The sequence below is a fragment of the Pseudogemmobacter bohemicus genome, assembly GCF_003290025.1.
Classification (GTDB): Bacteria; Pseudomonadota; Alphaproteobacteria; order Rhodobacterales; family Rhodobacteraceae; genus Pseudogemmobacter; species Pseudogemmobacter bohemicus.
Genome location: NZ_QNHG01000002.1, coordinates 203,890 through 223,668, shown reverse-complemented (window position 1 = coordinate 223,668; position 19,779 = coordinate 203,890). Strand labels below are relative to the sequence as shown.

General features: G+C 63.6%; 20 protein-coding genes. 10 read left to right on the top strand and 10 right to left on the bottom strand.

Translation table 11 applies throughout. The features are described from left to right. Positions 1–30: 30 nt before the first annotated feature. The 5 genes from speB to fliF are packed head-to-tail and all read right to left on the bottom strand — an operon-like array spanning position 31 to position 4,253. Positions 31–993: an agmatinase gene (speB, locus tag DRF71_RS09110; protein ID WP_112310270.1), complete on the bottom strand. Its 963-nt coding sequence runs from the start codon at positions 991–993 to the stop codon at positions 31–33. A 57-nt stretch (positions 994–1,050) separates the two neighbouring features. Beyond that, entirely contained in the window at positions 1,051–1,767 is a 717-nt protein-coding gene (gene fliP, locus DRF71_RS09105; protein WP_112311233.1) for a flagellar type III secretion system pore protein FliP, read from the bottom strand. A gap of 38 nt (positions 1,768–1,805) precedes the next feature. Further along, positions 1,806–2,075, bottom strand: coding sequence for a FliM/FliN family flagellar motor switch protein (locus tag DRF71_RS09100; RefSeq protein WP_112310269.1), 270 nt, complete (start codon positions 2,073–2,075; stop codon positions 1,806–1,808). Further along, entirely contained in the window at positions 2,068–2,661 is a 594-nt protein-coding gene (locus DRF71_RS09095) for a flagellar biosynthesis protein (protein WP_112310268.1), read from the bottom strand. Before DRF71_RS09095 ends, DRF71_RS09100 begins: the two co-directional genes overlap by 8 nt. Further along, entirely contained in the window at positions 2,661–4,253 is a 1,593-nt protein-coding gene (fliF, locus tag DRF71_RS09090; protein ID WP_112310267.1) for a flagellar basal-body MS-ring/collar protein FliF, read from the bottom strand. Before fliF ends, DRF71_RS09095 begins: the two co-directional genes overlap by 1 nt. A gap of 113 nt (positions 4,254–4,366) precedes the next feature. Here fliF and DRF71_RS09085 point away from each other — a divergent pair, with 113 nt between their 5' ends. The 10 genes from DRF71_RS09085 to DRF71_RS09040 all read left to right on the top strand — a co-directional run bounded on the left by DRF71_RS09085 (position 4,367) and on the right by DRF71_RS09040 (position 14,105). Continuing rightward, positions 4,367–4,852 carry a flagellar basal body-associated FliL family protein gene (locus DRF71_RS09085; RefSeq protein WP_232831408.1) on the top strand — a complete coding sequence of 162 codons (486 nt, stop codon included), beginning with the start codon at positions 4,367–4,369 and terminating at the stop codon, positions 4,850–4,852. Between the two features lie 9 nt (positions 4,853–4,861). Then, positions 4,862–5,278, top strand: coding sequence for a hypothetical protein (locus DRF71_RS09080; RefSeq protein WP_112310266.1), 417 nt, complete (start codon positions 4,862–4,864; stop codon positions 5,276–5,278). Next, a complete protein-coding gene (locus tag DRF71_RS09075) occupies positions 5,275–5,835 on the top strand; it encodes a MotE family protein (RefSeq protein WP_112310265.1) in 561 nt (186 codons plus the stop codon). The genes DRF71_RS09080 and DRF71_RS09075 overlap by 4 nt, the downstream gene beginning before the upstream one ends. A gap of 91 nt (positions 5,836–5,926) precedes the next feature. After that, the gene (gene motA / locus DRF71_RS09070) at positions 5,927–6,796 is read left to right on the top strand and encodes a flagellar motor stator protein MotA (RefSeq protein WP_112310264.1); all 870 of its coding nucleotides are present in this window, start codon (positions 5,927–5,929) and stop codon (positions 6,794–6,796) included. Between the two features lie 26 nt (positions 6,797–6,822). Next, entirely contained in the window at positions 6,823–9,036 is a 2,214-nt protein-coding gene (locus DRF71_RS09065) for a hypothetical protein (protein WP_157971003.1), read from the top strand. 82 nt (positions 9,037–9,118) lie between these two features. After that, complete coding sequence (locus DRF71_RS09060; RefSeq protein WP_157971002.1) at positions 9,119–9,802, top strand: transglycosylase SLT domain-containing protein; 684 nt, start codon at positions 9,119–9,121, stop codon at positions 9,800–9,802. Between the two features lie 10 nt (positions 9,803–9,812). Then, the gene (gene flhA, locus DRF71_RS09055; RefSeq protein ID WP_112310261.1) at positions 9,813–11,885 is read left to right on the top strand and encodes a flagellar biosynthesis protein FlhA; all 2,073 of its coding nucleotides are present in this window, start codon (positions 9,813–9,815) and stop codon (positions 11,883–11,885) included. Further along, a complete protein-coding gene (locus DRF71_RS09050) occupies positions 11,882–12,673 on the top strand; it encodes a flagellar biosynthetic protein FliR (protein ID WP_232831406.1) in 792 nt (263 codons plus the stop codon). The genes flhA and DRF71_RS09050 overlap by 4 nt, the downstream gene beginning before the upstream one ends. Continuing rightward, complete coding sequence (flhB, locus tag DRF71_RS09045; protein WP_112310260.1) at positions 12,673–13,758, top strand: flagellar type III secretion system protein FlhB; 1,086 nt, start codon at positions 12,673–12,675, stop codon at positions 13,756–13,758. Before DRF71_RS09050 ends, flhB begins: the two co-directional genes overlap by 1 nt. A gap of 2 nt (positions 13,759–13,760) precedes the next feature. Next, positions 13,761–14,105, top strand: a complete 345-nt coding sequence (locus DRF71_RS09040; protein ID WP_112310259.1) for a hypothetical protein — start codon at positions 13,761–13,763, stop codon at positions 14,103–14,105. On the opposite strand, the gene DRF71_RS09035 is transcribed toward DRF71_RS09040, so the two are convergent. From DRF71_RS09035 to DRF71_RS09015, 5 genes are read right to left on the bottom strand one after another with little or no spacing between them, the layout of a single operon-like run. Further along, the gene (locus tag DRF71_RS09035; protein WP_112310258.1) at positions 14,102–15,052 is read right to left on the bottom strand and encodes a 5-oxoprolinase subunit C family protein; all 951 of its coding nucleotides are present in this window, start codon (positions 15,050–15,052) and stop codon (positions 14,102–14,104) included. The genes DRF71_RS09040 and DRF71_RS09035 overlap by 4 nt on opposite strands. Continuing rightward, positions 15,045–15,722: a 5-oxoprolinase subunit B family protein gene (locus DRF71_RS09030; protein ID WP_112310257.1), complete on the bottom strand. Its 678-nt coding sequence runs from the start codon at positions 15,720–15,722 to the stop codon at positions 15,045–15,047. Before DRF71_RS09030 ends, DRF71_RS09035 begins: the two co-directional genes overlap by 8 nt. A 6-nt stretch (positions 15,723–15,728) precedes the next feature. Further along, positions 15,729–16,493, bottom strand: coding sequence for a LamB/YcsF family protein (locus tag DRF71_RS09025; protein WP_112310256.1), 765 nt, complete (start codon positions 16,491–16,493; stop codon positions 15,729–15,731). A gap of 2 nt (positions 16,494–16,495) precedes the next feature. Beyond that, on the bottom strand, positions 16,496–17,149 hold the full coding sequence (locus tag DRF71_RS09020; RefSeq protein WP_112310255.1) for a response regulator transcription factor: 654 nt from the start codon (positions 17,147–17,149) through the stop codon (positions 16,496–16,498). Further along, entirely contained in the window at positions 17,146–19,518 is a 2,373-nt protein-coding gene (locus tag DRF71_RS09015) for an ATP-binding protein (RefSeq protein ID WP_112310254.1), read from the bottom strand. The genes DRF71_RS09020 and DRF71_RS09015 overlap by 4 nt, the downstream gene beginning before the upstream one ends. Positions 19,519–19,779: the final 261 nt, after the last annotated feature.

Below are 19,779 nucleotides of genomic sequence, written 5' to 3'. Positions count from 1 at the left end.
GCGCAAGAGTTCGCGTGGGCCGATTCGTCTCTAACACAGCGATTTCGGCGGGTTCTGCGGCACGCCGGGCAGCACGCAAAGCATCTCGTAAAGCAGGTTCGCCCCGATCAGCGCCGTATTGCCCGAAGGGTCGTAAGGCGGCGAAACCTCGACCAGATCCCCGCCGATCAGGTTCAGCCCGGCACAGCCGCGCACGATCTCCAGCCCCTGCCAGATGGTCAGCCCGCCGGGCTCGACTGTGCCGGTCCCGGGCGCGAAAGCGGGGTCGAGACTGTCGATGTCATAGGAGAGGTAAACCGGCGCATCGCCGATCTGTGCCCTGATCCCGGCCATCAGCGGTTTCAGCGACTTGTGCCAGCATTCCTCGGCCTGGATCACCGTCCAGCCATTTTTGCGCCCCCAGTCGAAATCATCGGGACTATAGCCGGTGCCGCGCAGACCGATCTGGAAGACCTTGTCATTTTGCAGACAGCCATCCTCGAAGGCGCGGCGGAAGGGGCAGCCATGTGCGACCTTTTCGCCAAACATCGTATCGTTGATATCGGCATGGGCATCGACATGGATCAGCGCCACCGGCCCATGTTTCTTGCGGATCGCCCGCAGGATCGGCCAGGTCAGCGTGTGATCGCCCCCCAGGGTCAGCGGCAGCGCACCGGCTGCGAGGATCTGATCGTAATGCGCCTCGATGATGCCGACCGACTTCTTCAGATCGAAGGTGTTGATCGGCACATCACCAATATCGGCGCATTGCAGATGGTCGAAAGGTGCGGCCCCGGTCGCCATGTTAAACGGGCGCAGCATTCGGCTTTCATCGCGGATCTGGCGCGGCCCCAGACGGGTGCCGGGCCGGTTTGAGGTGCCGATATCCATCGGAATGCCGCAAAATGCGACATCGAGGCCTTCGGCAGTTGGGGCGGCCGGCAGGCGCATGAAGGTGACCGGCCCGCCGAAACGCGGCATCTCATTGCCGCCAAGCGGCTGGTTGAACGGCATTGCAGTGCTCCCTGTTTCGCAGCAGGAGGCCATAGCGGCCCGCGCCTTGCAAGCGCCTCACTGCGTGTAACTTCGCACCAATGCCTGGGCGAGCAGGCTCCAGCCATCAGCCACCACGAAAAAGGCCAGTTTGAAGGGCAGCGAGACCACGGCGGGCGGCACCATCATCATCCCCATCGACATCAGGATCGCCGCCACGACAAGGTCGATGATGAGAAAGGGGAGGAAAATCAGAAAGCCGATCTCAAAGGCGCGCTGGATTTCCGACAAGAGGAATGAGGGCACCAAAACAGAAAGCGGCGCCTCTGTGATCCCGGTCGGTGCGCGTGGGCGCAGTGCATCGAGGCGGGCGAAGGTCTCCGGGTCCATCCGCGCCGCCATGAAGACGCGGAACGGCTGTGCCGCTTCGGCAAAGGCGGTAGGGATGTCGATCTCATTGCGGGTGAAGGGGCCGATGCCGCGCGCCCAGGCCTCGGTAAAGACCGGATCCATCACGAACCAGGTCAGGAACATCGCCAGTGTGATGATCAACATATTGGGCGGCGCCTGTTGCAGCCCGAGGCCCTGACGCAGGATCGACAGAACCGTCACGATAAAGGGGAAACAGGTGACCATCACCGCCAGACCCGGCAGGATCGACAGCACGGTGATCATCAGCAGCAGCTGGACCGAGCGAGAGGCAAGCGTCTCCTCGCCACCCAGATCCAGCGTGATTTCCTGAGCCAGCGCCGGCAGGCCGGAGAGCAGCAGGATCAACAACAAGGTGCAGGTCAGAGTGGCCCATTTCCAGGCGGGGATCGGGAGAAATGCGTTCACAATCCGCTCTTGAGATTGGCAACCTCGGTCAGGCGTACGGCCAGCTGGCCGGCCTTGTCCCCTTCCAGTTCGGTCAGTTCGCCGCGCGCAATCAGCCGGTCGCCGACATAGAGTTCCACCGGATCATCAACGCGGCGATCCAGCGCCAGGACCGTATCCTTGCCGAGCCGGAGAAGTTCCTGCACTTTCGGCCGGGCGCGACCCACCGAGATGGTGATCTCGATCGGGACCTGGGCGAAGGGGCTGGAGCTTGCGAGTTCATCCATCGGGGTTCTCCTGCGACAGGGTGAAAAAGTCCTGAACGGACCTGATGATGGTATTCGTGACACGGGTGAGATCGATGCTGATCTCTCGCGGGCCGAGCCTGAGGAAGACCTGCGCCTCGCCGAGGCCGCTGTCTTCGGAAATCTCGAACAAAAGGCCCGGGGTCCGGGACAAAAGCGCCTCGACCTGGGGGCGGGCCGAGGGATGTAGTGTCAGGCTGGCCGGCTGTTCGGCCGCAGCCTCCATCACCGGCATCATCTGTTCGACGAGAACGGGTCCGAGCGCCTCGCGCGCCATATCGGGCAGGAGGCGGTTCACGATCTCCTGCAGCAGCGGCTCCATCGCGCCCAGAATATGCGCGCGCGCCTCCTGCCAGGTGAAGGCCAGCACCATCAGATTCCGCTCCAGCTCGGCCCGGACCTGTTCGCCATTCCTGGTATGGGCTGCCTCGCAATCATCCCAGCCGGCGCGGTAACCCTGTTCCCAGGCGGCGGCGCGGTTCTCTTCGACCGAGGCCGTATCGGTAACGACCACATCCCGGCCGGGGTTGCGCGCGGCCTCGAAGACCTCAAGCTGCGGCAAGGGCATCAGGTGCGCTCCTCATCCGGGCCAAGCCAGCCGCGCAGGATCTCGATCGATTCCGCCTGACGCTCGCGGATCAGCCGCTGCAGTCTTTCCACCGGGTCTTCCTGCAGCTGATCACCGCCCGAGAAATCCACCATCGGCAGATCCGGCAGGCTGAAACCGCTGTCGATCTCGCCGTTCAGAACGGTGTCGGGCGCGCCGGAAGTATCCAGTCCGGGCAATTGCAGCGGCAAAGGCGGCGCCGGCAGCGCGGCAGCGCGGCCCGAGGCCAGGATCGGACGCAAAACGAAGAGCATGAGAATCAGCGCCACGACAGTAAGGGCGGCGATCTGGATCAGCGTCATCGTGTCGAGCGGGCCGAAACCGGCGAGGAAACCGGTGGTGGCCTCGGTACCCTCGGCGGTAAGCGGCTGAAATTCGAGAGATTTGAGCGTCAGGCTGTCGCCCCGCGATTCGTCGATCCCCGCCGCCGCCGCGACCAGCTCACGCAGCGCTGATATCTCGCTATCACTGCGGGGCTGCCAGGATTGCGTGCCATCCTGGGCGGTAACCGTCTGCCCGTCGATCAGCACGGCGACCGACATCCGGCGAATGCCGCCGGGGCCGCGCAGTAATTCCCTCTGGGTCTCGGATATCTCGTAATTCACCCGCTCCCGGGTCTCGGTGGATTGCGCCTGGCCACCTGCACCGGCGGTCGTATCGCCCTCGGGCAGGTTGGAGGCGACCGTCACATCGCCGCCTGGCTCGGAATTCTGGCTGCTTTTTTCTTCGGTATCGGTCGAGATGGCGACGCGACCCTCGGGGTCGAATCGTCTCTCGGTAATCTGCTCGCGCTCGGTCTGCAGCTCCAGCGAGACCTCAACAACCGCCTTGCCCGGCCCGACCCGGGCCGCAAGCAGCCGCTCGACGCTTTGCCGGATCTCTTTCGCGCGGTCGCTGGCCGAGCCCGAAGTGCCATCTTCCGCAGGCGAAACCAGCCCGCCTGTGGTGTCGATCACCTGCACATCCGCCGGGGTCATGCCGCTGATGGCCGAGGCCACCAGATGTTTCAGCGCCCGCGCCTGATCATCCGAGATGCGGCCCGAGGCGGTTGTCACCGTAACGCTGGCGGTTGGCGTGTTGCCGCGCCGGAACGGATCGGCCGGGCCTTGCGAAATATGCACCCGCGCGGCACGCACATCCGGCACAGCCAGAATCGTCCGGGCAAGCTCCCCTTCTTTCGCGCGCCAATATGCGGCGTCGAACATCTGCGCCGTGGTGCCGAATCCCGACAGCGTATCGAGCAGCTCATAGCCCGCGCCACCAGCCGAGGGCAGCCCTTCACCGGCCAGCGACATTCTGAGCGAATCCCGGCTGGCGGCATCGACCCAGATCGAATCGCCCCGCACCTCATAGGGGACGCCGCGCTGATCCAGCGCCGTGACCACCTCACCCGCAGCCCGGCCATTCAGCCCGGCGTAAAGCAGCACCTGGGGGCTGCCGCCCGACAGGCGTGAAAGGGCAAGAACCGCAAGGAAAACTGCGATTGTAGCGCCCACAAGAATCATCTTGCGCCGCAGTTCCAGCCCGTTCCAGATCGAGATCACATTCTGCACTTTTCTCTCCGCCGGAATTCTTTCCTGACAAGACCAGAAATGAAGGATCTGGATTAACAATCGGTTAGTTCCCTCCGGTCTATCTTCGTTCTCATGGCGAAACGGAGGCTGACGTGTCGGATATTGCGATTCCTGCAGAGGAAGCGGTGGAGGGGGCGGAGAAAAAGCGCTCGAGACTGCCGCTGCTGATCGGGCTGGTGCTGGCGATCGGGGCCGGCGGGGCGGGATTCTATGTCATGCAATCCGGTCTTCTGATGGGCGGCGGGCATGGGGCGCCGGCCAGGGTGCAGGGCATGCCCGATATCGCCTATGTCCCTGTTGAGCAGATCCTGATCTCGCTGCCGCCCGGGGCGCCGGGGCGGCATCTGCGATTCGCGGCTCAGATCGAGGTGGCCAGGGCCAACGCGGCCGAGGTCACCCTGCTGATGCCGCGGGTTCTTGATGTTCTGAACAGCTATCTGCGCGCGGTCGATCCCGCCGGTTTCGATGATCCGGGCGCGATGACGCGGCTCAGGGCGCAGATGTTGCGGCGCATCCAGATCGTCACCGGCGAGGGCCGGGTGCGCGATCTTCTCATCACCGAATTTGTCCTGAACTGAGGGCCTGAAATGACCTTGATAGCCGATATTCTGCTGCTGGCCGCGACTCTGGGGGCCGCGATTTACTGCTATGTTCTGGCGGCGCGTCTGCGGCGCTTCACCACGCTGGAAACCGGGATGGGCGGTGCGATTGCTGTGCTGTCCTCTCAGGTCGATGAAATGACGCGCGCGCTGGAAAAGGCGCAGCTGGTGGCTGGTCACTCCGGCCAGCGGCTTGCAGTGCTGACCGGCCGGGCAGAGGAGCTTTCGATGCGGCTCGAACTGCTGGTGGCCTCGATGCATGACATTCCGGCGGCGCCGCCAAATGCCGTGCCACGCGCCGCGCCTGCTCGTCCGGCCGAACCGATGCAAGAGGCTTATGGCGACGACCCGCGCCGTATCCGGCTGGTACGCCGGCGCGGGCAAGCTATGGAAGCCACAGAATGAGCCGCCGCCCCGGCCGCAGCACGTTGATGCTGATTGCGCTCCTCTTTGCCGCCTCCGGCGCGGTCAGATTCGGCGATGGTCTCGGAACCTCGATTGCCTGGGCGGCCGGGGCGGATCCGGCACCGGAGGCAGAGGCTGAAAGTTGCGCCCCGTTGCCGCAGGAGCTCGCCGCTGCCCTTTCGGCGCGGGAGGCGCGGGTGACCGCCCAGGAGGCCGCACTTGCGGACCGGGCAGCGGCACTGGATCTGGCCAGCGAGGTTCTCGATGGCCGGATGGAGGCACTTCGCGAGACCGAGACCGAATTGCGGGCCACGCTCGCGCTGGCGGATGGGGCTGCCGAGGCGGATCTCGCAAGACTTACAACGGTTTACGAATCGATGAAGCCAAAGGATGCCGCGCTGCTTTTCAGCGCGATGGATTCACAATTCGCGGCGGGGTTCCTTGGTCGGATGCGGCCCGATGCCGCTGCCGCGATCCTCACCGGAATGGCGCCTGACAAGGCCTATGCCGTCAGTGCGATTCTCGCCGGGCGAAATGCGGCCGCTCCGCGCGAATAACCCCGGATTGCTGGTCAGTGGGCCGGCGACCCTGGCGTTTTTTTAACGGCTTCCGCCCAGGCTGGCGAGAACCAAGGCAGGAATATTTCTCATGATCGGTGTGGTCGGCATAGCAGTGATCTTCATCATGGTCTTCGGTGGCTATACTGCGGCCGGCGGCAAGCTCGGGATCATTCTGAAAGCACTGCCCTTTGAGCTGGCGATGATCGGCGGGGCTGCCATCGGGGCCTTCCTGATCTCGAATGGCATGTCTGGCGTGAAACAGGCCATGCGCGACATCGGCAAGGTCTTCAAGGGGCCGCGCTGGAAGCCGGAGGATTACCGCGACCTGCTTTGCCTTTTGTTTGAACTGGTCCGGCTGGCCCGTGCGAATCCGGTTGCGCTGGAAGAGCATGTCGAGAATCCGGGCGCCTCGACGATATTCGGCAAATACCCCCGGATCCAGGCCGACCATGAAGCAGTTGATCTGATCTGCGACACGCTGCGCGCGGCTTCGATGAACTATGACGACCCCCATCAGGTGGAGGAGGTGCTCGACAAGCGGATGGAGGTGCAGATGCAACATGCGCTCCATTCCAGCCATGCGATGCAGACCATGGCCGACGGGCTGCCCGCGCTCGGGATTGTTGCGGCGGTGCTTGGGGTGATCAAGACGATGTCCTCGATCGATCAACCGCCCGAGGTGTTGGGCAAGATGATCGGCGGCGCGCTGGTGGGAACCTTTCTCGGGGTGTTCCTCGCCTATGGCCTGATGGGTCCCTTCGCCTCGCGCGTGCGCACTGTGGTCGAGGAGGACGGGCATTTCTACAATTTGATCCGAGAGGTTCTGATCGCGAATTTGCATCGCCATCCGGCGAATATCTGTATCGAGGTGGGTCGGCAGAACACCCCGCATCACATGCGCCCCGAATTCGGTGATCTGGAGGAGGCGCTGCGCGCACTGAAACAGGAGGCAGCATGATGCGCTGTTTCCGGTTTTCGGCGATTTTGCTCGCCCTTGCCTCGCCATCGGTTGCGCAGTCCGAGATTGCCCGAATTCGAGGCGGAGAACATGCTGATTTCACACGAATTGTGATTGAGGCACCGTTCTCCGGCGCCTGGCAGTTCGGCCGGACAGAAGGGGGCTATGGCTTTCGGGCAGGAGATGCGGTCACCGGGTTCGATCTCAGTCAGGCTTTTGACAAGATACCAAGATCCCGGATTTCCGCGCTTCGGCGCGATGGGGAAACGGGTTTCCTGCAAATGGATCTGGTCTGCGCCTGTTACGCGATCGCGTTTGAGGTCCGGCCCGGGATTGTCGCCATTGATGTCAGGAACGGTCTCGCACCCGCCGACTCCGAGTACGAGAAACCATTGAATTTCCGCAGCACTGTCAGGGGTGGGAATACCGCCGCGCCCCCTCCCGACTTCCCTGTTTTCCCGAGGATCAAAGCGGCGCCCGGATCCTCGCCCGCCAGGGCTGGTGCCGGAAAAACCAACTATGACTGGCTTGAAATCGCTGGCTATGGCCAGATGCCTCAGCCTGATATCAATGAGGAAGAAGCCAGCGACGAGGCTTTCTTTCTGCTTGACCCGTTACGCGATACGCTTTTACGGCAAATCAGTCGCGGCATCCTTGAAGGCGTGGTCGAGCCTGGAAGTCTCGAAGATCTGCCGGAAGCAGCTAAGGCCCCATTTGCCGATGCACCTGGTCTGCGTATTTCAAACGGTGAAATGCCTGGTCTTTGGGCCGGCACTGATCGATCTCCGGGGCCAAATCTGACGGCAGAGGGAAAGCCCTGTCTTCCCGATCGCATGACCGATATCGCGACATGGTTGCCGGATGAATCGCCGCTGGCAGCGCTGAGTGACCGGCGCAGGAATTTACTCACCGAGTTTGATCAGCCTGTGGCCGCCAATATTCTCGATGCAGCCAGGGGCCATATCGCGCTCGGTTTCGGAGCAGAGGCACGGCAGATCCTCGCGCTCCTGCCTGCGGGTGAGGCGGAAAGCCAGGCAATCCTGGATGATCTCAGCTATCTCGTTGACCTGGAGCCTGCACCTCACGGCGCTTTCGTTGGCATGGAAAGCTGCGATTCTCCGGCAGCCCTCTGGGCAATGCTTGCGCTCGCCGTCGCTGGCGGGGAAGCACCTCGGACCACGCCAGATCTGGCCGCCATAACCCGAAGTTTTTCTTCGCTTTCCCAGGATTTGCGGCGTCATCTGGCGCCGGTTCTCGTGGCCTACTTCACGGCACATGGCGATGAAACAACTGCGCGCCGCTTGCGGGATGCGACGCTGCGCGCGCCCGGTTCACCCGGACAACAGGTCCAGCTTATGGATGCCGGTGTCGAACTTGCCACGGGCAATGCTGGCCAGGCGGCAAAAATCGCGGAAGAGGTGTTCACAGATCCGGGCAACACGGCGGCTGAGGCGGCGATACTTCTGGCGGAATCGGCCTTTGCCGGCAATCGCATGGTTTCGCATGATCTGTCGGCGCAACTCTCCGCACTTTCAGCGGAGTTGCGTGGGAGTGAAGAGTATCCCCGCATCCGACGTGCCGAGATCCTTGCCCTTGCAATGTCCGGCGATTACCGCAGCGCTTTCGATCTTCTGACAGAGGCCCCGGGTGCCACGGGTGATTTGTGGGAGCTTGCGGCAGCTGGCGCGCCTGATGAGGTGCTGCTGACCCAGGCACTGAAGCAGTCCACACCACCCTCTACCAACAAAGACACCGACAGGCGGGTCGCCCGGAGGTTGCTGGATTTCGGCTTTGCGCAAGAGGCGCTGAACTGGCTGGGTCCGAAAGATGCCCTACAGACTGATCCGGATCGCCTGCTTGGTGCCGAAGCTGCTCTGGCGATCCGGGATGCGAGGCTTGCGGTGCGCCTGCTTGCTGGGCTGGCAGGGGATGAGGCGGATGCGTTGCGGGCGCGGGCCGCCATTCAGCTCGGCAATGCAGATGCTGCGGCCGCCATTTTGCTGGCAAGCGGTGACCAACAAGCGGCGCTTCGTGCCGAGTTCTGGGCCGGCGACTGGGGCTATATTGCCCAAAGCGACACCGCCGGTCTCAGTCCGGCAGCCGCGATGTTGTTGCCTCCTTTGGCTGACGCGTCGGGCGAGGGCATTCTGGCCCGGGGCAACCGGCTCGCCGGCGAAAGCGAAAGCGCACGCGAAGCGGTAAACGGGCTGCTGCAGGCAGTGCCAGGCCAGTTTCCGTAACACTTTGGCAACCACCAGTGCGCAATAGTCGGGCTGGCACCATTGCTCCGGACTGATGTTCGGGCCCTGTGGATCAGACAGAATGTCACGATACAATTTCGCTACCGCCTTCCCCTTGCTTGTCGTCTGTTGGCCGGGCTTTGCGCCCTCGGCGCAGGGGGCCGGGTACGCGCAGCAATGCCTCGACGCCATCCACAGTGCGGCGCAAAGCTCTGGCGTTCCCAGGGAAATCCTGCTCGCCGTTGCTATGACGGAGAGTGGCCGGCAGGGTGCAAATGGGCCGGAACCATGGCCCTGGGCGCTGAACCAGGCCGGTGACAGCATGTGGTTCGACAGCCAGTATAAGGCGCTGGAATGGCTTGATGCCGCCATCGCCCGGGGCGTGACAAATGTTGATATTGGCTGCTTTCAGCTGAACTGGCGCTGGCATGGCGAGGCATTTGCCTCCACCGCCGCGATGATCGACCCGCAACAGAATGCGGATTACGCGGCCGGTTTTCTGTCGCGGCTCAGGGATCAGACGGGCAGCTGGGATAAGGCCGTGGCGGGATACCATTCCTTTAAGCCCGAACTGGCCGAACGCTACATGAACCGCTTTCGGCCGATCTACGCCTCGCTTCAGGGGCAGAGCAATGATGCGGTTCCCGTGTCGGCAGAACCGGAGCGGGAGAACAATTACCCGTTGTTGCAAATGGGAAATGCTCAAAGCGCCGGCTCGCTCGTAACCGTCTCGGGCTCTGCGCGCCCGCTTTTTGACACGCCGTGAGGACAGAGCCATGGAGAATCTGAACGTGCGCAATCTGTTCCATCCGACGGTTCTGCTGGCGCTGGCCCTGATGGCCGTCATCGGGATGATGATCCTGCCGATCCCGCCAGCCTTGCTTGATATCGGGCTGGCTTTGTCCTTCTCGCTGGCGATCCTGATGCTGACGGTCACCCTCTTTGTCGAGCGTCCGCTCGACTTCTCCTCCTTCCCGACCATCTTGCTCGCCTCGCTCCTGCTGCGTCTCGCGCTGAATGTCTCGTCAACACGGCTGATCATCAGCGAGGGCCATACCGGCACCGCCGCCGCAGGCCATGTGATCGAAGGCTTCGCGAATTTCATCATGGGCGGCAATATCGTGCTTGGTCTCGTGGTGTTCATCGTCATTATGATTGTGAATTTCATCGTGATCACTAAGGGCGCCGGGCGTATGGCCGAGGTGGGCGCGCGCTTTGCGCTTGACGGGATGCCGGGGCGCCAGCTGGCAATCGATGCCGATATGTCGGCGGGGGCGATCACCCATGAAGAGGCGCGCAGTCGCCGGGAAACCGAACTGGCCGAAACCACGTTTTTCGGCTCGCTCGATGGTGCCTCGAAATTCGTGAAGGGCGATGCGGTTGCAGGTCTGCTGATCACCGCCCTGAACTTTGTCGTGGGTCTCGCGGTCGGCATCGGTATGCACGGGATGGATGCGGCGCGGGCCTTTTCGACCTATGCGATTCTCACCGTAGGGGACGGGTTGGTCGGCCAGATTCCGGCGGTGATCATCTCGGTCGCGGCGGCTCTTTTGCTGGCGCGTGGCGGCACGAAAGGCGCGGTCAATATCAGCCTGGTCGAACAATTGGGGCGCTACCCGGCGGCTCTGGCCACTGTGGCGGGCCTGATGGCGGTTCTCGCGGTTCTTCCGGGGATGCCGTTTCTGCCCTTCATCTGTGTGGCGGCCATTCTTGCCGGGCTGGCGCGGATGGTCTGGAAAAAACCCGCCGAAAAACCCGAACCCGAGGTCAGCAACGCTCAGGTGGCGGCAAAGCAGCATATTGGTGATGTGCTTGATTTCGATGAGATTCATATCGAGTTTTCACCCAATCTCGTGGATATGGCACTGGATCCTGCAACGGGGCTGGATGGGCGGATTGCCAGCATGCGCAATCACATCGCCTCGACCTATGGGCTGATTCTGCCCGAGATCCGGCTGACCGACGAGGCAATGCTGCCCGGCGGTCATTACCGGATCCGCATCCAGGGGGTTGCGAAGGTAACCGACCGGCTGGTGCCGGATTGCGTGCTTGTCCTCATGTCGGAAGGTGCCATCGCGCCCGAGGGCGAGGATGTCAAAGAGCCGGTCTATGGCGCCCCCGCGCGCTGGATCCGGCCGGAGCATCAGGAGGATGCCGTTCTCTCCGGTCTGACCGTGGTGTCGCCGGCCGAGGTGCTCGCCACCCATCTGCTCGAAGTGCTGAAATCGAGCCTGTCGCGGCTCTTGTCGTTGCGGGGCCTGCGGCGGCTGCTCGACGAATTCACCGATCTGTCGGACCGCGCCCGGGCCGAGGCGAATCGTCGTCTCCTCGATGACATGATCCCCGACAAGGTGCCGATGGATCTGCTGCATGCGGTGATGCGGCTGCTGCTGGAGGAGCGGGTCTCGGTCAGAAACCTGCCTCTGATCCTTGAGGCCGTTGCCGAGGCGCGCAGTTTCGGCTCCCCCGAAGCGGTCTGTGAGCATGTCCGTCAGCGGCTTGGCTTCCAGATCGTTGCCGAACACCGGCGCGAGGATGGAACCGTGCCGCTGATCCAGCTTGCCCCGGAATGGGAGCGGACATTCCAGGCGCATCAGACCGATAGCGATCGCGGGCTCCGCGACGTCGCCTTGCCGCCCGATCTTTTCGCCAAGCTCGCCAATGGCATTGCCGAGCGGCTTGGCCAGGCAGGTGAAAGCGGCGCCTCGCCCGCAATCGTCACCTCCGCCTCCCGCCGCCGGTTCTTGCGCACCGTGATTCAGGCGCGCGGCCTCAGGGTGCCGGTACTCTCCTATGAGGAAATCGGTGCCGACAGCCGGCCGGCCCTTTTCGGTCAGGTGGCCGCGTGACCGGGCTGATCGCCCAGCTGAGCGTTATTTTCGGCATTGCTGAGCCTGTGATCTGGCAGGCAGGACTGGTCTTCCTGCGGGTGGGCGCGGCGGTCGCGCTGCTTCCCGGCTTCGGGGAAAGCTTTCTGCCGCAAAGGGTGAAAATGACGGCCGTGCTTGTGATGACCGCCATCGTCCTCCCCGCCGTTCTTGAGGCACCGCTGCCGGGTACCAGACTGCAAGGCATGACATTTACCCCCGGCAGCGCCGGGGTCGAGGTCCTCGCCGGGCTTCTCCTCGGCTTCACTCTGCGTCTGATGATCCTTTGCCTGCAAATCGCCGGGACCATGATCGGCCAGTCCGTCTCGCTTGCCCAGATGTTCAACGGAACCGGGCCGGAGCCACAGCCCATCGTCTCAAACCTGCTGACGCTTGGCGGGCTGGTGCTGTTTTGCACCATGGGCGGGCTGGTGCGCTCGGTCGAATTGCTGGTCTATTCCTATGACATCCTGCCCCCCGGTCAGCTGCCCGACCCGGGCGAGATTTCACGTTGGGCGCTTGGCCTCAGCGCGCGGGCCTTCGCGCTTGCCTTCACGCTTTCCGCCCCCTTCATCCTGGCAGCATTGCTTTACAATCTCGCACTCGGCGCGATCAATCGGGCGATGCCTTCGCTGATGGTGACCTTTATCGGCGCACCGGCGCTGACTCTGGGCGGGCTGATCCTGCTGGCCCTGGCCAGCCCCTTCCTGCTGCAAAGCTGGCAGGATGCGCTGGCCGGCCGCCTGCTTGACCCGTTCGGAGCCTGGTGATGTCCGATTCCGACAGTGACAAGGATTCCAGGCAGTTCGACCCGACACCCCGCCGGCTGGAAAGGGCGCGGGAAGAGGGAGATGCGATCCGGTCCGAAGACATCCATGCCGCGATTTCCGGTGGTGGGCTTCTGCTGGCTGGCGCGATCTTTGGCACCGTGGTCCTGCGCTATACCGGAGGGGTCGCGGTGACCTTCCTCGATCAGGTCGACCGGCTGCCCGGCCCCGGCGATCAGGGTGCGGCGGCGGTGATCGGCACGGCGGCCCTGTCGATGGCGGGGCCGATTCTGGCCCTGATGCTGGTGCCGGCCGCCTTGATCGTGATCTGGCTGATCGTCTCGAAAGGGTTCGCCTTCGCCCCGTCAAAGCTGCAGATGAAGGTCTCGCGCATCTCGATCATCGGCAATTTCGGGCAGAAATTCGGGCGCGGCGGTCTCGTCGATTTCCTCAAGAAAACGGTGAAAATGGTTCTGATCTCGCTGGCGCTGGGGTTTTTCCTGTATAACCGCGCCGATCAGATCATCGGCAGCACCAGGTTTGAGGCCGGCCAGGTGGCGCTGCTGATTGTCGAATTGCTGGCCGCTTTCCTGGTGCTGGTTGTCGCGCTGAACACGGTTTTCGGCGCTGTGGATTTTCTCTGGCAGCGGATGGAATTCCTGCGGCGCAACCGGATGACACGCAAAGAACTCACCGATGAGATGAAAGAGAGCGAGGGGGATCCGTATCTGAAGGCTGATCGCCGGCGTCGCGCGCAGGAGATCGCGACCCGGCAGATGCTTGCAGATGTGCCGGGCGCGGATGTGGTGATCGTGAATCCGACCCATTACGCCGTTGCGCTGAAATGGGATCGGCTGCGGGGCGGCGCTCCGGTCTGTGTGGCGAAGGGTGTTGATGAAATAGCGGCGCGGATTCGCGAACGTGCCCAGGAGGCCGGGGTGCCGATCCGGCGCGACCCGGCCACGGCGCGGGCGATTTATGGCGTAACCGAAATCGGCCAGGAAATCCGGCGCGAGCATTATGCCGCCGTGGCAGCCGCAATCCGCTTCGCTTCTATGATGCGCGAAAAAGTCAGAAAGCGGAGGTAGCGATGAAAAGGGCCGAACGCCTGCTCCGGTTGCGGAAAATGGCCGGTATGGTGCTGGAACTGCGTGCCGCAAGTCTCGCGAAAGCTGCGGCCGAGCGGGAGGCGACGAAGGAAAAGCTGGCGGCGCTGAACCGGCTTCCGGATGCCGATGCCATGCAGGATATGACCGAGGCGCATCGGTTTCTGGTCTATGAAGGATGGGCAGCCGGGCGTCGGGCAAGGCTGAATCAGCAACTGGCGCGGCAGGAGGTAGTCTGGCGCTCTGAACTCGCCTCGGCCCGGCAGGCTTTCGGACGCGATCAGGTCCTGGCAAAGCTGCAGGAAGAAAAGCGAAAGCCCAGGATCTAGCGGAACACTTGGGAAAGACCTGCCAGATATCGCGCTATAGCTACCTGGCGCAGGCGGGCGAGCGAGACCGCCTCGGTCGCCAGGACCGGCTCGAAGGCTACAATCCGGCCGGGCGCTGTCTGGGCAAATGCGTCGAGATCGCAATCGAGCACAGTGGCGATCCGGGGGTAACCGCCGGTGGTCTGATGGTCAGCGGTGAGAATGGTGGCCACGCCATCGCCCGCGACCTGAACCGAGCCGCGCGCCAGCGGTTCGGACGCCATATCGAGCGGCGCGCGCGGTGCAATCGCGGGACCGCGCAGACGCGTTCCCATCCGGTCCGCGGCAGAGGTCACCCGCCAGGGGCCTTCATACAATTCCCGCAGGGCCTCGGCGGGGAAGTAACGCTCCTGCGGCCCTTGGGTTACGCGCAGCACCTGCCTTGGCCGGGCAAGAACCGGGCAGGGGAAACGCGGTGCCAAATCGGGCTGCTGGCGGATCTGATCGAAATCCAGCCTGGTCCCCGCCACCAGGATGCCTCCGCCGAGGCCAGAAGGCCCATGGGTCGCCACACTGCCCAGCCATTGCCGCAGCGAAAGCCGTCCGGCAAAGGCGAGGCAGCACCAGTTGCCCCAGTATCCGGGCCTGATCGCCAGGCTTTCACCGGCCCGCAAAATGCCGCGCGACCAGGAACCAGGGTGCTTTCCGGCATGCTCCAGCATGAACCCGCCGCCGGCCAGGGCAAAGCCGATCTCACCCGCCTCGCAACCGATCTGCAGCCCGCCGCGCGAAATCTCGATCACCGGCGCGTCGGGCGGATTGCCGAGCGCCGCATTCGCCGCCCTCAGCGCGAGCCGGTCCATAGCACCCGATTGCGGCACACCGAACCGCGCCCAGCCGGGCCGCCCCGCGTCCTGGATCGAGACATGCGGGCCGGCGAAACGCACGAGCAGCCTCGCCTCAGACATGGCGCATCTCCGGATCATCGTGGCGGATGCGGCGAAACCGCACCCTGTCACCCGGATCGAACAGAAAGGGACGGTCGCTGTCTGCGGTCAGGACCCTGGTTGGTGATCGGCCGATGACCCACCATCCGGTCGGCATTTTCAGTGTAGAAACAATACATTGAGAGGCTGCGATCAACACGGAACCAGCGGGAATATCCCGGATCGCAGCGCTTTTGCGCGGCAGGCGTATCGTCTCGGGCACGCCGGTCAGATAGGCATAGCCCGGTGCAAAACCGTAGAGGAAGACCTCATATTCCCCCAAAAGATGCGTCGAAATCACCGCCTCGCGGCTCTGTCCGGTCTTCGCCGCCACGGTCTCAAGATCTGGAGCAAAAGGCGCATCATAGCAGACTGCAATCTCACGCAGCCGCCCCGCCGGCAGCTCTGACGCACCGCGCCCGAGATGCTGACGGATCGCCGCTTCCATCCCGGCATGATCGGTCGCAAGGCAATCAAAGCGCACCAGCAGGCAGGCATTTCCCGGAACGGTCTCGATCATGGCCGGCGGCGGCGCGGCGTTCAGCGCGGCATCCAGCGCCATCACCTGGCGGTGCAGGCCCGTATCCACACCTTCGCCGAACTCGACCAGCAGGCCATGTTCGGCAACGGGGCGAAAGCGCGGCGCGGCCATGCCGGGTCAGCCGGGCAGGAAGGGTCTGATCGCGACCCCCGCCGCAGCAAGCCGGTCGCGCAGCCGGAGTGCCAGATCCGCAGCCCCCGGCGTGTCGCCATGGATGCAAACGGAATGGGCGTTCAGCGGAATGGGGTCGCCGCCTGCAACCGGCATGAGCCCGCTGTCGAGATATCCGATCAGCCGTTCAGAAATCTCATCGGCATCATGCAGCACCGCCCCTGGTCGGCTGCGTGGCATCAGCTGCCCATCGGGCAGATAGGCGCGATCCGCGAAAATCTCGGAGAAAACCGGCAGCCCGCGCGCCAGGGCGGTCTGTTCCAGCGCTGTCCCGGAAATCGCCAGCAGCGCCAGACCGCCCGGCAGTGCCGCAAGCGCATCGGCAATCGCACCGGCAATCACCGGATTCGCAGCGGCGAGGCCCGACAGCGCGCCATGGGGCTTCAGATAGCGCAGCTCTGTCCCCGCCAGCGCGGCCAGACCCTGGAGCGCGGCGGTCTGCGCCACTACCATGCGCGTAATGGCGGCCGGCTCCATCGGGATCACCCGTCGGCCAAACCCCTCGCGGTCGGCATAGCCGGGATGCGCGCCGATCACCACGCCCCGGGCCGCCGCCAGCGACAGGGCGGTGAACATGGTTTCCGGATCGCCGGCATGTCCGCCGCAGGCCAGATTGGCCGAGGTGACGACCTCCAGCATCCGGGCATCCTCGCCCATCGTCCAGGGGCCATAGCCCTCGCCAAGATCGGCGTTGAGGTCGATTTGCCGCATCCTCAATCCCGCGCCAGGAAATGCTGCGCCATCGAGATCAGCTCTGCGACCGAGCGGATTTGCAGCTTCTCCAGAATCCGCGCCCGGTGATGGTCGACGGTGCGCGGGCTGATCCCCAGCCTTGCGCCGACTTCTTTGCTTGAGGTTTCCGACGGGTTCGAGACCATATGGCGCACGATTTCAATCTCTCGGCTGGTGAGCCGGTCGAACTTCGCCCGCAGTCGTTCACTGCCGGCGCGCGCGGCCTGGTGGTCAGCGACCAGGGCAAAGGCGGTCTCGATCCGTTCAATCAGCACCGACTGGCGGAAGGGCTTTTCCAGGAAATCCAGCGCCCCGGCCTTGATCGCCTGCACCGATTCCGGCACGCCGCCATGGCCGGTGATGAAGATGATCGGCAGATCATGGCCGGCCGAGGTCAGATAGGTCTGCAATTCCAGCCCGTTCATCCCCGGCATCCCGTAATCGAGGATCAGGCAGCCGGGTGTCTTGCCGTCAAAGCTGATCAGAAAATCGGCAGCGGAGGCGAAAGTCTCGACCCGGTAATCGCGCTTTTGCAGCGCGCGGGACAGGGAATTGCGGATCGCCTCGTCATCATCGACCAGGAAAACCGTCAGCCCGGCCACGGGGTCTTCGGGTGGAAATGCCTGCTCTTTCATACCGCCCCCGCAGCTGTGTTCAGCGTGAAACAGAACCTTGCGCCCCGTGGCCCCGGCTTTTCATACCAGAGCGCGCCGCCATTCGCCTCGATGATCGACCGGCAAATCGAGAGGCCAAGCCCCATCCCCTCGGGTTTCGAGGTCTCGAACTGGGTGAAAAGCGTAATGGAATCGCTGACGCCCGGCCCGGTATCCTCGACCGCGACGACCAGCATTTCGCGCTCCGCCTGCATCACCGGGCGGACCGTTACCGTCACCTGACGCGCATTCTCGCTGTCGGGTGCGATGGCCTCGATTGCGTTGCGCAAGAGATTGACCAGAACCTGTGCCACCTGGACCCGGTTGCCCAGCACCTGCGGCAGTTCGCCGACATCATGCTGGATCCGGACCCCGGCATCGCTGGCCTCGGCATGGACGAGGCGCAGCGTCTGGCCCAGCAGCTCGGCGAAATCGAACGGGGCCAGCGCGCCCTCATCCTTGCGGATAAACCCCCGGAGTGCGCGGATGATATCGCCGGCGCGCAGCGACTGGCTTTCGATCTCGGCCAGCAATTCGCGCAGCTCGCCATCGGTCCATTTGCCCAGTTGCAGCGCCAGCAGCGCGGTGTCGGCATTTTGCGAAATCGCGGTCAGGGGCTGGTTCAGCTCATGCGCAAGACCGGCCGCCATCTGCCCCATCGTATTGCCCCGTGCCATATGCGAGAGGTCGCGGTTCAGCTGGTCGATCTTGCCGGCGCGGGCCTTTTCCTCGGTGATGTCGTCGACGGTCAGCACGCCATGGAGCGGTTTTCCGGCCTCGTCGCGGATGATGATCGAGTTCAGCTTGACCCAGATCATCGTGCCGTCGCGGCGGAACCAGCGCATTTCCTGGCTGGCCTCGGCGCCGCTGTTCTCGTTCAGCACCGGCCCGTTGGAGCAGGCATAGGCCGCAAGATCGTCGGGATGCGCCACGTCATTCACCTTGCGGCCGATCACCGCCTCGGGCGAGGGGGCGCCGACCAGTTCGGCAAATCTGCCATTGGCGCGGATCACCGAGCCATCCTCCGGCGAGATCTGCGCCATCGCGCGCGAGGACAGCTCGAAGGTCTGGCCATATTCGCGCTCGGCCTCGCGGCGGGCGGCGATCTGCTGCATCAGGGTGGAATTGGCGCGCTCCAGCTCTTTATAGGTGCGGGGCGGCGCGGCAGAGGGATCAACTTCCCCTTGAGAAATCAATGCATTACGAACCGCAAAGGCGCGTACCGGGCGGTAGATGTAATCGGCGAGAAACAACCCCGCAAGGCCGGTGATCGCCGCAACCAGTACGGCGATCCAGATATTTTGCGACCGGTTTTCCTTGATCACGGCGGTGAAGTCGCTCTCGGGCGCATAGACGCCGATGGTCCAGGGCAGCTTGCCGCTGATCGTCGGCATCACGGTCGAGACATAGGATTCGCCCTCATAGGTGAATTGCGAGGGCGTGACCTGGCCCACCTGCAACGCGCCGGTTTGGGCCAGCGGCGCAAAGGCGGCGCGCGCGATGGGGTCGTCGATTTCCCCGATACTGGCGAACCGCAGCGAGCCGTCTTCGGCGGTGATGCGCAAGAGGCTCAGATCCGGATGGGCGATGACATCGCCATTCTTGTGGATGATCAAGGCCTTGCCAGAAACGCCGATCTGCAGCCGCGACAGGAAATCCGAGATGCGGTTGATCTCGATATCGACGCCGACCACGCCCCAGATCGAACGGGGCGTGCCGCCGGCACCCCGCCGCCCATTGACCGGGCGCAGAACCGGCGCAGCCAGGGTGATGCCGGGCTGTTGCGACGAGAAAAAGATATAGGGATCGGTCCAGACCGTGCCCAGCTGTTCTTTTGCCAGCAGGAACCACGAGCGCTCGCGCGGGTCATAGGGGTCTTCGGGTGTCAGCCGGCGGGACACGATCGAGAAATCGTCGCGGCGCCAGATCAGCTCGACCCGCCGGGTGCCGTTTTCGATATTGATCAGCTTGGTCCGGAAGGGGCCTGCCTCATCGGGCGTGCGCGAGACCATGACAAAACTGCCATCCTCACCGCCGAAATAGACGCCGGCAAATTGCGGCGAGATCTGCAATTGCTGAAACAACAGCTGTTCAAGCCGGGCATGGTCGTCGCTGGCCACCACCTGGTTCTGCGCCAGCCTGGCCGCCAGCTCGGCGGCGCCCTGTGCGGGATTCAGAAAGCCTTTGGAATGTTCGATCGCATTGGTGCCGACATCGCGCAGCAGGTCACGCGCATGGGCGATCAGCGCGCGTTCCGAGGTGAAATAAGAGGAAAAGACCACCAGAAGCACGGCGATAAGCTGCAGGCCGGCAAGGCAGAAGGCGAGCAGGATCCGCAGTGAGTACCGCATCAGGTGTTCCCGCAGGACAGGCTGGCCTGGGGCTGCCGGGAATTTGGCCGTTTAGGCGCAGTTTTCGGGCCTGTACGCAAATTATCTGCCTGTAATCGCGGGATTCCGGGTTCCGGCAGGTTAAAGGCTGGCGCAGGCAAATGCCAGTAGGCCAGGCAACTTATAGGCAGTTCTGCCTAGGTAACCACGCGAATTTAACTTTTTCCGGGGCCATGGAATAAGTCGCATGGCCGGAATCGTAGAGTTCGAGTTTCAGACCAC